Origin of the sequence: Citrobacter sp. wls826 (assembly GCF_005281245.1) — a bacterium.
In the GTDB taxonomy this organism is placed as follows: domain Bacteria; phylum Pseudomonadota; class Gammaproteobacteria; order Enterobacterales; family Enterobacteriaceae; genus Citrobacter; species Citrobacter braakii.
Genome location: NZ_SZWS01000028.1, coordinates 58,400 through 70,447, shown reverse-complemented (window position 1 = coordinate 70,447; position 12,048 = coordinate 58,400). Strand labels below are relative to the sequence as shown.

Genomic DNA, 12,048 nt, shown 5'->3' with positions numbered 1-12,048 from the left:
TGAGCTAACGCTCAGGGCTTTTTCTTTTCCAGCGATTTAATTATTGCTGAATCCGCAAAAATCCTCTGCATTTTTCACTCTTTTTCGGCAAAGAACTGATGGTCATAATCCTCTCAGTTAACGAACATAGTGATTAAAAAGAGGAATTCTATGACTATCCCTGCATTTGGTTTAGGTACGTTTCGCCTGAAAGACGACGTGGTTATCGCTTCTGTCAAAACGGCGCTTGAGCTGGGCTACCGTGCTGTCGACACTGCGCAAATCTATGAAAATGAAGCGGCTGTTGGTCAGGCAATTGCCGAAAGTGGCGTACCGCGTAACGAGTTGTACATCACCACCAAGATCTGGATTGAAAATCTCAGCAAAGACAAACTGATCCCAAGTCTGAAAGAAAGTCTGAAGAAACTGCGTACGGATTATGTTGATTTGACGCTGATCCACTGGCCATCTCCGGGCGATGCGGTATCCGTTGAAGAGTTTATGCAGGCGCTGCTTGAAGCGAAAGAGCAGGGGCTGACTCGCGAAATTGGTATCTCAAACTTCACTATTCCGCTGATGGAAAAAGCCATTGCTACAGTCGGTGCAGACAATATCGCGACCAACCAGATTGAGCTGTCTCCGTATCTGCAGAGTCGTAAGGTGGTTGACTGGGCTAAAGCGCACGGTATCCACATCACCTCTTACATGACGCTGGCTTACGGTAAGGCGCTAAAAGATGAAGTGATTGCACGCATTGCCGCTAAACATAACGCGACCCCAGCGCAGGTTATTCTGGCATGGGCAATGGATGAAGGTTACTCCGTGATCCCTTCATCTACCAAGCGTGAAAACCTGGCAAGCAACCTGCTGGCGCTGGACCTGCATTTGGATACTGAAGATAAAAAAGCGATCGCGGCACTGGACTGCAACGATCGTCTGGTCAGCCCGGAAGGCCTGGCCCCTGATTGGGATTAATTGCCCGACCCTCTGTACCTTTAACCCTCTTTCACAGCTCCTTCGGGAGCTGTTCTTATATACTCACTTAAAAAGTCTATAAATGCCCGAATGCGTGTACTGACCGCACGATCGCTGTAGTAAACGGCGCTGAAAGGCATTTCTACCGGCAGACGTTTATCGGCCAGCAGCTCCACCAGTTCTCCCCGCGCGATCTCTTTATCAATCATATAATCTGAAAGACATGCGATACCATTGCCGCTCAGGCAAAGCTGTTTTAACGTTTCCCCGCTGTTGGAAGAAATCCCACATTCGACCTCATGGAGCTGTCCGTCGCTACGGGCAATCGGCCAGGTATTGAGTGAAACGGGTTCGGAAAACCCCAGACACAGATACTGCTTTAACTGTTCGACGGTCTCGGGCTTGCCAAAACGGGCAATATAGTCCGGTGAGGCAATAATCTTACGATAGCTGGTAAACAACGGACGCGCACGCAGGCTTGAGTCAGTCAGCGTACCTGCTCGTATCGCGACATCCACTTTTCGTTCAATAAGATTGATGAACGTTTCTGAGGAGACAAGAGACAATGTCATCTCAGGATATCGCTCACGGAACGGTCTGATTAGCGGCATCAGGAAATGCAGCATCACCGGCGTTGCCGCGTCGATACGCAGCAGGCCGCGCGGGGTATTGCGTGACTCCATGATTTCCGTTTCTGCTGCTGCCATCTCTTGCAGTATCTGCTGCACACGCCTGAAGTAGCGTTCTCCTTCTTCTGTCAGGCTTAGCTGTCGGGTAGTTCGATTAAGCAGACTCACACCCAATTTCATCTCCAGCTTTTTTACTGCCCGACTGACTGCGGAATTAGCCTGACCGAGTTGTTCTGCCGCCCGGCTGAAGCTGCCGCTTTCCACAACGGCCACAAAAATCGCAAGTTCTTCAGAGGTTGCTTTCATTTTTGCACCTGACGCAAAATTATATTGAGATTTTGAATATTTTTGTTATTAAAGCATCCCGGCATACTGCGTGTCATCTGATTACTGATGTTACGGAGTTATTTATGCCTCTCGCTTTATTTGCACTAACAATAAGTGCCTTCGCTATTGGCACGACTGAGTTTGTGATTGTTGGCCTGGTGCCGACCATCGCTCAACAACTGGCGATCTCGTTACCTTCCGCCGGGATGCTGGTTTCAATCTATGCGCTGGGTGTGGCGATTGGCGCACCAGTGCTGACCGCTCTGACCGGAAGCCTGCCACGTAAACAGCTGCTTGTCGCGCTGATGGTCCTGTTTACGGCGGGGAATTTACTGGCATGGCAGGCACCCGGGTATATGACACTTATTGTCGCCCGTCTGCTGACGGGGCTGGCTCACGGCGTATTCTTCTCGATTGGTTCCACTATCGCGACAAGTCTGGTGCCAAAAGAAAAAGCAGCTTCCGCCATCGCTATTATGTTCGGTGGCTTAACGGTGGCGCTGGTCACGGGCGTGCCGCTGGGTACGTTTATCGGCCAGCACTTTGGCTGGCGTGAGACTTTCCTGGCAGTATCAACGTTAGGCGTGATTGCGCTGATTAGTAGTCAACTGCTGATCCCTGCTAACATTCCTGGTCGAGCGGCCGCCAGCATTCGCGACCAGGTGAAAGTGCTGACTCATCCTCGTTTGTTGCTGATTTACGCCGTTACGGCATTGGGCTACGGTGGTGTGTTCACGGCTTTCACCTTCCTGGCACCGATGATGCAGGATCTGGCGGGCTTCTCCCCGGCAGCGGTGAGCTGGATCTTACTGGGTTACGGCATATCAGTCGCTATCGGCAATATCTGGGGCGGTAAGCTGGCGGATAAGCATGGTGCGGTTCCTGCATTGAAATTCATTTTTGCCGCGCTGTTTGTTCTGCTGATGGTCTTCCAACTGACGGCTTCCACGCAGTACGCCGCGCTGGCTACCATTCTGGTGATGGGGATCTTTGCCTTCGGTAACGTACCGGGGTTGCAGGTCTACGTGGTACAGAAAGCGGAACAATTTACGCCCAATGCTGTTGATGTGGCGTCAGGGCTGAACATTGCAGCGTTTAACATTGGTATTGCACTGGGTTCCGTGATTGGCGGACAAACGGTCGAGCATTATGGGTTGGCGCAGACACCATGGATTGGCGCACTTATTGTTCTGGTGGCTTTCCTGCTGATGGGGCTGAGCGGCCGTCTTGATAAGCCCACGCACGTTGCTCTGGGGTAAATCATTGATGTAAGCGCCCACTTACAAAACAAACTGCAATTGTTCGTTGAAAGTGAGTGCTAAAATCCCTATAACAGAAGAACCAGTCCGGCTGCGGACTGGTTGACGTTACAGAGGTTTGAAAGTCTAAAGTGCGAAAAAACACCTATGCCATGCGTTATGTTGCCGGACAACCCGCCGAGCGGATTTTACCGCCGGGCTCGTTTGCGCATATTGGCCAGGCATTACCCGCAGGCGTACCGTTGAGCAGTGAAGATCGCATTCGCGTGCTGGTATGGAATATTTTTAAACAGCAGCGAGCAGAATGGCAGTCGGTGCTGAAGAATTTTGGTAAAGACGCGCATCTGGTGTTATTGCAGGAAGCGCAAACCACACCAGAACTGGTGCAGTTTGCGACCACTAACTATCTCGCTGCCGACCAGGTTCCCGCCTTTGTGCTGCCTCAGCACCCCTCTGGCGTTATGACACTCTCCTCCGCCCATCCAGTTTACTGCTGCCCATTGCGCGAGCGTGAGCCTATTTTACGGCTGGCGAAATCGGCGCTGGTGACGGTGTACCCGTTGCCTGACACTCGGTTGTTAATGGTGGTGAATATCCACGCGGTTAACTTTAGCCTTGGCGTTGATGTCTATAGTAAGCAGTTACTTCCCATTGGCGATCAGATTGCTCATCACAGCGGTCCGGTGATTATGGCCGGCGATTTTAATGCCTGGAGCCGTCGACGGATGAATGCGCTGTACCGCTTTGCGCGTGAAATGTCGCTGCGCCAGGTGCGCTTTACCGACGATCAGCGCCGCCGCGCGTTTGGTCGTCCTCTCGATTTTGTGTTCTATCGCGGTCTGAACGTGAGTGAGGCCTCTGTGCTGGTCACCCGCGCCTCCGACCACAACCCGCTACTCGTTGAATTCAGTCCCGGCAAACCTGAACAATAACGGTGTGTCAGGTCTGCCGTAGGGCAGGCCTGTGATGGTTGCCCTTCATATTTCACAACAACCGAAGGACAACACAATGACAACACGCTCTCATCATGACAACGTCGAAAAACAGTTTGGCTCTCAGGCTAATGCCTACTTAACCAGTGCGGTGCACGCCTCTGGTCGTGACTTGCAACGTCTGGGGGAAAGGTTGCAGGCATTTCCGCAGGCCCGCGTGTTGGATATGGGATGCGGAGCGGGGCATGCCAGCTTTGTGGCCGCGCAATACGCAAAGCAGGTAGTGGCGCATATGATTTATCGTCGCAGATGCTTGACGTGGTCACTGAAGCGGCAAAAGACAGAGGTCTGGAGAATATCGCCACACGGCAGGGTTATGCTGAAAGCCTGCCGTTTGAAGATAACGTATTTGACGTGGTGATTAGCCGCTATTCCGCGCATCACTGGCATGATGTCGGGCGTGCGTTGCGAGAAGTGAACCGCATTCTGAGGCCCGGCGGCGTGCTGATTGTGATGGATGTGATGTCGCCTGGCCATCCTGTACGTGACATCTGGTTGCAAACTGTGGAGGCGTTACGCGATACCTCGCACGTACGCAACTATTCCAGCGGAGAATGGCTGTCGTTAATCAATGACGCCAATCTGATTGCCGATACCTTGTTAACCGATCGTCTGCCGCTGGAGTTCAGTTCGTGGGTGGCGCGGATGCGCACGCCTGCAGCATTGAGCGACGCGATCCGTGTATACCAACAAAGTGCTTCTGCGGAAGTGAAAGCCTATTTTGCGTTACAGGAAGATGGCTCGTTTACCAGCGACACGATAATGGTTGAAGCACATAAAGCGGGATAAATAAAAAAGGCACTGGGGGGAAACCAGTGCCTTCATTTCTACAATGCTATCAGGAGTCCGGCATACCGCTGTTTTTCACAAACAACGTTAGCTGATCGCCTGGCTGCAGATTGTTCGTATCGCTGTTCCAGCGCATCACATCCTTGATGTTAACCCCGTGGCGTTTGGCAATGCTCGAGAGCGAGTCGCCTTTACGCACACGATAGGTGATGCTATCGCTGTTGTTCGCCAGTCGCTGTGCGCTGGTACCAGCGCCCACCGTCAGATTTTGGCCTACTTTCAGCGATGACCCGCGCAGATTATTCCACTGCTTAAGGTCATTGGTGCTCACGCCAAGACGTGAAGCGACGCCAGAAAGCGTATCGCCAGAGCGAACTTTGTAGCTACGGCTGTTCAGCGGCGTGTTATCCGCAACCAACGTTGACTGCACGGCTGCAATTTCGCCTGAGGCCAGAGACTCACGCAGCTTCTCTGCATGCTTCTTTGGCACCATCACATATTGCGGACCGCTGGCACCCAACGTGGAGCCTTTCACGCCTGCATTGAAGGTTTTCAGCTTGCTGACGGAAATACCTGCCATATCGGCAACCTGAGCCATTTCAACCGGGCTACTCAGGCGAACACGTGCCAACGCGCGGCTTTCGTCTGTTGTTGGCAGACGCACGCCATAGCGTTTGCTGTTTTTGAGTATATCGCTCAATGCCAGCATTTTTGGCACATATAGCTTCGTTTCCTGAGGCAATGGCAACGACCAGAAGTCAGTGGGTTTACCACGGGCTTTGTTCGTTTTAATTGCCTTCATGACACGACCTTCACCGCTATTATAAGCAGCAACGGTCAGCAGCCAGTCGCCATCAAACATTTTGTTCAGACGCTGCATCATGTCCAGTGCGGCGGTGGTGGAAGCCACAACGTCGCGACGTGCATCATAATTGCGGGTCTGTTTTAAACCATAATTGCGCCCCGTGCTCGGAATGATCTGCCAAATACCTGCGGCATTGGCGCCAGACGTTGCGTGAGGATCAAAAGCGCTCTCCACTATGGGTAGTAGTACCAGTTCCATTGGCATGTTACGTTTCTTAACCTGCCCGGCTATCCAGTACATATACGGCTCTGCCCGTAAAGTTACATCGTGGAGATAGCTCTTATTGCGTAAATACTTCTGTTTCTGTTCGCGAATCCGGTTGTTTTCCGGAATTCCCATCTTTAGCTCGTCACCAATGAAAGCCCACAAATCTTGATCAGCAGCGATAGATGTTCCGTCGTCCATCCATCGCGCCTGACTTGTAAACTTTCCTGCTTCCCCTTGACCAGCTGCAGAAAGGCTCTGTGCGTGTTGTTGGACGTTACCAGTATTCTGGCACCCAACAAGCAGGACAGAGGCGAGTAATATCGCTTTTGCCTTCATGTGTGTGTCAATAGTTGCTTAAAAGACGACCGATCATAACGGCGAAGTTTTCAAAAGGCAACCCGCAATTGTCAGAACGTATCTTTCTTTGACCTTAACCAGGCAAAACGCTCTTCAGGTTGTTGCAATATTGTTTTTTTATTTATTTCATTAATTAAATCAATATCTTCTGTTCTTAAAAAAAGATTATTTCGTCGCTCATTTTTCAGAATTACGGGGAGTGTCATTTGTTTTTTTACGCGTAACTCATTAACTTTACGATAATATTCATTTATGAACGGATCGTGCGGAAGAATGCTTAAGGCAAACTTCATGTTTGCTAATGTGTACTCATGTGCGCAACAAATCAATGTATCGTCAGGAAGTACGTTTAGTTTTTTAAGTGATTGATACATTTGAGATGCTGTGCCTTCAAAAAGCCGACCGCAGCCACCGGAGAAGAGCGTGTCGCCGCAAAACAGGTAAGGGTGGCTAAAGTAACAGATATGTCCTAAAGTGTGACCCGGCGTAGCAATTACAGTAAATTCATGCCCCAAAACGAGTGCAATATCGCCATCTTCGACTATATGCGTCGTTCCCTTATCTTGCGTTTCAGCCGGTCCGTATACCGCTATTTGTGGGAAATGTTGCAGAAGTTCTTTCACGCCGCCCACGTGATCCTGATGATGATGTGTCAGCAGAATGGCCTCGGGAACCCAGTTATGTTCTGCAATAGCTTTCAGAACAGGTTCTGCTTCACCCGGGTCCACAATCAGACAATGTTTGTCATTATTCGACAGGACCCAGATGTAATTGTCCTGAAATGCAGGAATACTGTTAAGATTCATAGATTACCTCTCAATGCGTAACGGAAGGTTGTGATGAAACCGGCAAGGATCCCTCAAACTGTCGTAGCGCCCGTTAGTTGGGATGATTTGCCCTGGGGCGAACACTATCGTCAGGCGCTGGAGCATCAGCTTAACCCGTGGTTCGCAAAAATGTACGGATTTCATCTGCTTAAGATTGGTAATTTAAGCGCAGAAATCAATTCCGAAGCGTGCGCGGTTTCTCATCAGGTAAATGTTTCTTTGCAAGGCGCTCCCATGCAGGTGACTGCCGATCCTTTACATCTGCCCTTTGCCGATAAGTCCGTGGATGTTTGTTTGTTGGCTCATACGCTGCCGTGGTGTTCCGATCCACATCGCTTACTGCATGAAGCCGATCGCGTGCTTATTGATGACGGTTGGTTGATTCTGAGCGGCTTTAACCCGGTAAGTCTGATGGGATTGCGTAAACTGGTGCCCGTATTGCGTAAAACATCGCCCTACAACAGCCGGATGTTTACCCTCATGCGGCAGTTGGACTGGCTCTCATTGCTGAATTTTGAAGTACTGCACTACAGCCGTTTTCATGTCCTGCCCTGGAACAAGAAGGGCGGGAAAATGTTAAGCGCCCATATCCCTGCGCTGGGCTGTTTGCAACTGGTGGTTGCGCGTAAGCGAACCATTCCGCTTACGCTCAACCCGATGAAACAAAATAAAAGCAAAACGCCTATCCGCCAGGCCGTTGGCGCAACCCGGCAATACCGTAAACCGGACGCTTAAGCCTCCGCCTGATACCCAATATCATCCTGAGTGGGACGCATTGCAGCAGCGCGCGCAAGCTCATCACAGCGTTCGTTTTCCGGATGGCCCGCATGGCCTTTAACCCATTCCCATTTGATTTGATGCGGCCCCAGCGCGGTATCCAGACGTTTCCACAGATCGACGTTCTTCACTGGTTTTTTATCTGCTGTTTTCCAGCCGCGCTTCTTCCAGTTGTGGATCCACTGCGTAATGCCCTGGCGCACATACTGGCTGTCCGTGCTGAGTATCACTTCACACTGTTCTTTCAGGGCTTCCAGCGCAACGATTGCCGCCATCAGCTCCATGCGATTATTGGTGGTGAGGTTGTAGCCTTCGCTAAAGGTTTTTTCGCGCCCGCGATAGCGTAAAATCGCCCCATAACCACCTGGCCCTGGATTTCCCAGGCAAGAACCATCGGTGAAAATCTCTACCTGTTTAAGCATCTCTGGTAGACTTCCTGTTTTAGCAAATCGAAATCAAACGATAAGTCTGACATAAATGACCGTTATGAGCACTGGAATTACACGACAGATCGTCCTCGATACCGAAACCACCGGTATGAACCAGATTGGCGCCCACTACGAAGGCCACAAGATCATTGAGATCGGTGCGGTTGAAGTGGTGAACCGCCGCCTGACCGGGAATAACTTCCACGTTTACCTGAAACCGGATCGGCTGGTGGACCCGGAAGCGTTTGGTGTACACGGAATCGCAGACGAATTCCTGCTTGATAAACCTACGTTTGCCGATGTGGCCGATGAGTTTCTCGACTACATCCGCGGTGCGGAGCTGGTCATCCATAACGCATCGTTTGATATCGGCTTTATGGATTACGAATTCGCTAAGCTCAGGCGGGATATTCCGAAGACAAACGAATTCTGCAAAATTACCGATAGCCTGGCGCTGGCGAGGAAAATGTTTCCTGGCAAGCGCAACAGCCTTGATGCGTTATGCTCACGCTATGAAATAGACAACAGTAAGCGAACCCTGCACGGCGCATTGCTCGATGCCCAGATTCTGGCCGACGTTTATCTGATGATGACCGGTGGGCAGACCACGATGGCGTTCTCAATGGAAGGTGACAGCCAGCAGCAGAATGACACGGGGATCCAGCGTATTGTGCGACAGTCCAGCAAACTACGCGTTGTTTTCGCCACTGATGAAGAGTTAGCGGCCCATGAGTCGCGCCTTGACCTGGTGCAGAAGAAAGGCGGAAGTTGCCTCTGGCGGGCATAGTTTGTACGTTTTCCGTATGGAAATGACCATTCGGGTGATTTTTGCAGCAAACGATTAAAAAACGTGAGAAAAAGCGTTGACGAGGCGTGAGGCAATCCGTAATATTCGCTTCGTTCCCAAGCGGAACACAACGCGGAGTGGTAGTTCAGTTGGTTAGAATACCTGCCTGTCACGCAGGGGGTCGCGGGTTCGAGTCCCGTCCATTCCGCCACTATTCAGAAAGCCTGAATCAGAAATGATTCAGGCTTTCGTCGTTTTGGCCCGCCAACAATAATAATCTCCTCATCACACTTTATCGACCACGTCCGTGCTATCGGGCAGGCAACACATCAGGTCATCCTTAACCCGACGCATATCCAGGGGCAGATCAACCTGCGAAGTGATTCATCACGCAGGCGAAGCGGGGGGAAAAGTTATCGCCGATAAGCACCGTTTCTTCATTCAAGTGCTTTAGCATATACAGCTTGTCGGCACGTTCGTAAGCGTCGAAGAAGAGATAATCGACAGCATCCGTTGCTTCATCATCGGGAGATTTTTCACGTCCGTTGGGAGTGAGCATGAAAACACCGGCGGTATGGCCGAGTGGTCGGGCATAGCGAAAGAACAGTTTTCGGTTCACAGCAAACTCGCCATCATCACTTTTGAGTTTCCCTTGTACTGACAATGAAAGGTGTCCGGAGTTGTAGCTGGTAATCAGCATTATTCCATGGAGTACCTTTTTTGTATCCTGGATGTCGAGTATCGACGTGAATTCCGAGGAGCAGGAAAAACTGATTTCTTGTTTTTTCGCATTCCCGGCGATAATAAAAAAAGCGATAGCCGCCAGCCCAAAAATGGCAATCACGACTGACCATAGTAAAGGAGAGTGATCGCTTTCTTGCTTCATATCATTCCTCATGATGGCGATACTGGCTGATGCAATGGTAATAGCCGAGGTTCAGCCCGCATTCAGCGGCAAACGACCACTCAACCAGATTATGGTTGCTCGCCCAGGTATTGAGATACAGATCTTTTGGGTACGAACAGTCGGGGTTAATGCCCACGGACTTGAAAATATCCAGCGCTTTCTTTTCGGTTATGGTGTCGGTGAGGGCGTTTCCTAATATATGTACACGGCATTGTTCATAGTCGATAGTCCGCAGGATAGTCGCGTCCGTCATGGCGATTTCATTGGGAATCCATGTTAACCACGCTGTCGCCAGCACGGCGATACCAGTAATTAACGCGGTTATCGCCACAGGCCAACGGCTTTGTTTCTTTTTGTTGAGCGTCGATGCAACATTGGCAATTCTGGCGGGAGCTTGCGCTTCTTCCAGTTGCTGAATATTGATATTAGCGTCGCCCATCCGAAATCCCATCCGCGGAATTGTGACGATGAGCTCTGCAGGATGACCCGTAGACGTTATTGCTTTGCGCAGAAATGAAATGTGCTGATTGAGATTCGCATCCGTCGCTCTGGCGCCATTATGCTGAAAAACATTCAGCAGAATTTCATCACGCGAGGATATCTCTTTACCATTTTGCAACAAATAGAGCAGTAATTGTGTTGCCACATTATTCAATGTGGCCATTTCACCAGATGCCAGGTCTTTTAGGGTATTTTTATGTGGTCTGAAAACTAAGCCATCACCAATAATTACGGATTTAATTTTGTTTATTGGTATATGAGAAATCACTGATGTCTCCTTTAAAGCAGGATATCTCGCATTCGAGTGGGTGAAGCAATAGCATAACATAATTCATTTATAAAAAATGGTTGTACCATAGATCGCTTTATTAATATTTATATAACAATATTTTAATATCTCTTATAGAATCCTCTTTTCTCCTTCCTCTCTTTCACTATCTTATTGTCATTACTCGCTTTTGATATCCAATTTCATTTTTACAAAAATTTCATAAATACATTTTGCCTGTTGTTCTGGCTAAATAAAAAATAGTTGATAGATAAAAACTCTATAAAAATGCTAAATGATAGATACTAACACTGGCTAAGTCGTGATTTTTGGCGGTTTTTTAGGTAAACGATCGCTGTGCAGACAGTGTGACAACATGATTCCCTGAGTTTGATTAATACCGGATTTTTGCATTGTGTCATTTTCTCGTCGACTTAATATAAGCCCCGAAACAGCGTAAACAACTGTGGATGGTATTTCGGATGGAATACCAATGAAGTTCAAAATACGGGGCGGCTTGAGATGGATTGTTTGCAAGGATATGCGCTACCGCCACCTGCAGATCAGGATTTTCCGGACATAAATTATCTGCGGAAATAGATCTTCGGAATAACTAAAAAACAGATATAAGGTTAAGTAGTAATATGAAAATGAAAAACGTGGCTGTGGCCTGTGCGCTGATGGCGGGAATGACTTTTACTGCCTCTTCTGCTTTTGCTGCAAAAAATGTCGAACCGACTAACGGTAAAATTCACTTCACCGGTTCTCTGGTTAATTCCGCATGTGGTCTGGCACCAGAATCCAGCCCGGTACAGGTTAATTTTGGTGAGATCCCAACTTCTCAGTTAAAAGACAACCAACGTGCTGGCGTTAAGCATGCCAAAATCGTTCTGCAGGGCTGTGATACGACCGTCGCGAAAACGGCCACTGTGACCTATACCCCGGCAACGATTGATACAGACAACAACGCGCTGGCTGCATTCACCTCTGGTACTGCAAAGGGCGCGGGCATCGGTATGATTGACAGTGGCAACCAGGACGTGGAATGGGGTCAAGCCGCCTCTCAGGTCAACATTACCGATGGTGAAACCGACATTGATTTCGTCGCTTACCTGCAGGCAAACAACGCATCTGCAGCGGTAACCCCAGGTGATTTCGAATCTACCGTTAATTT

12 protein-coding genes, 1 tRNA gene and 1 pseudogene are annotated in these 12,048 nt (G+C 49.5%); 8 read left to right on the top strand and 6 right to left on the bottom strand.

Annotated elements, in window-relative coordinates; genetic code table 11:
- The first annotated feature begins 150 nt into the window (after positions 1 to 150).
- Positions 151 to 954 (top strand): 2,5-didehydrogluconate reductase DkgB, encoded by an 804-nt coding sequence (gene dkgB, locus FDW87_RS07440; RefSeq protein WP_019076057.1) that lies wholly within the window; start codon positions 151 to 153, stop codon positions 952 to 954.
- Between the two features lie 20 nt (positions 955 to 974).
- Here dkgB and yafC read toward each other — a convergent pair whose 3' ends face one another.
- Positions 975 to 1,889, bottom strand: coding sequence for a DNA-binding transcriptional regulator YafC (gene yafC, locus FDW87_RS07435; protein WP_137379588.1), 915 nt, complete (start codon positions 1,887 to 1,889; stop codon positions 975 to 977).
- A 104-nt stretch (positions 1,890 to 1,993) separates the two neighbouring features.
- Here yafC and FDW87_RS07430 point away from each other — a divergent pair, with 104 nt between their 5' ends.
- The 3 genes and pseudogenes from FDW87_RS07430 (at position 1,994) to FDW87_RS07420 (ending at position 4,950) form a co-directional block, all read left to right on the top strand.
- The gene (locus FDW87_RS07430; protein WP_137379587.1) at positions 1,994 to 3,169 is read left to right on the top strand and encodes an MFS transporter; all 1,176 of its coding nucleotides are present in this window, start codon (positions 1,994 to 1,996) and stop codon (positions 3,167 to 3,169) included.
- A 131-nt stretch (positions 3,170 to 3,300) separates the two neighbouring features.
- The gene (locus FDW87_RS07425) at positions 3,301 to 4,101 is read left to right on the top strand and encodes an endonuclease/exonuclease/phosphatase family protein (protein ID WP_029139415.1); all 801 of its coding nucleotides are present in this window, start codon (positions 3,301 to 3,303) and stop codon (positions 4,099 to 4,101) included.
- 76 nt (positions 4,102 to 4,177) lie between these two features.
- Positions 4,178 to 4,950, top strand: a pseudogene (locus tag FDW87_RS07420) (class I SAM-dependent methyltransferase).
- A gap of 49 nt (positions 4,951 to 4,999) precedes the next feature.
- Here FDW87_RS07420 and mltD read toward each other — a convergent pair.
- Together mltD and gloB are read right to left on the bottom strand one after the other, a co-directional pair.
- Positions 5,000 to 6,358: a murein transglycosylase D gene (gene mltD / locus FDW87_RS07415; RefSeq protein WP_029139416.1), complete on the bottom strand. Its 1,359-nt coding sequence runs from the start codon at positions 6,356 to 6,358 to the stop codon at positions 5,000 to 5,002.
- 71 nt (positions 6,359 to 6,429) lie between these two features.
- On the bottom strand, positions 6,430 to 7,185 hold the full coding sequence (gloB, locus tag FDW87_RS07410) for a hydroxyacylglutathione hydrolase (protein WP_137379586.1): 756 nt from the start codon (positions 7,183 to 7,185) through the stop codon (positions 6,430 to 6,432).
- Positions 7,186 to 7,218: 33 nt separating this feature from the next.
- On the opposite strand from gloB, the gene FDW87_RS07405 reads away from it, so the two are divergent.
- Complete coding sequence (locus FDW87_RS07405; RefSeq protein WP_046275000.1) at positions 7,219 to 7,941, top strand: class I SAM-dependent methyltransferase; 723 nt, start codon at positions 7,219 to 7,221, stop codon at positions 7,939 to 7,941.
- On the opposite strand, the gene rnhA is transcribed toward FDW87_RS07405, so the two are convergent.
- On the bottom strand, positions 7,938 to 8,405 hold the full coding sequence (gene rnhA / locus FDW87_RS07400) for a ribonuclease HI (protein WP_016151805.1): 468 nt from the start codon (positions 8,403 to 8,405) through the stop codon (positions 7,938 to 7,940). The two genes, FDW87_RS07405 and rnhA, sit on opposite strands and share 4 nt — an antisense overlap.
- A 64-nt stretch (positions 8,406 to 8,469) precedes the next feature.
- Between rnhA and dnaQ the strand changes: the two genes are divergently transcribed.
- Positions 8,470 to 9,198, top strand: coding sequence for a DNA polymerase III subunit epsilon (dnaQ, locus tag FDW87_RS07395; protein ID WP_029139417.1), 729 nt, complete (start codon positions 8,470 to 8,472; stop codon positions 9,196 to 9,198).
- Positions 9,199 to 9,332: 134 nt separating this feature from the next.
- Positions 9,333 to 9,409 (top strand) — tRNA-Asp (locus tag FDW87_RS07390).
- A 156-nt stretch (positions 9,410 to 9,565) separates the two neighbouring features.
- Here FDW87_RS07390 and FDW87_RS07385 read toward each other — a convergent pair.
- Positions 9,566 to 10,084, bottom strand: a complete 519-nt coding sequence (locus FDW87_RS07385; protein ID WP_016155747.1) for a hypothetical protein — start codon at positions 10,082 to 10,084, stop codon at positions 9,566 to 9,568.
- A 1-nt stretch (position 10,085) separates the two neighbouring features.
- A complete protein-coding gene (locus FDW87_RS07380; RefSeq protein ID WP_153646550.1) occupies positions 10,086 to 10,934 on the bottom strand; it encodes a winged helix-turn-helix domain-containing protein in 849 nt (282 codons plus the stop codon).
- Between the two features lie 584 nt (positions 10,935 to 11,518).
- Between FDW87_RS07380 and FDW87_RS07375 the strand changes: the two genes are divergently transcribed.
- On the top strand, positions 11,519 to 12,048 hold a 530-nt coding region (locus FDW87_RS07375), incomplete at its 3' end, for a fimbrial protein (RefSeq protein ID WP_137379591.1).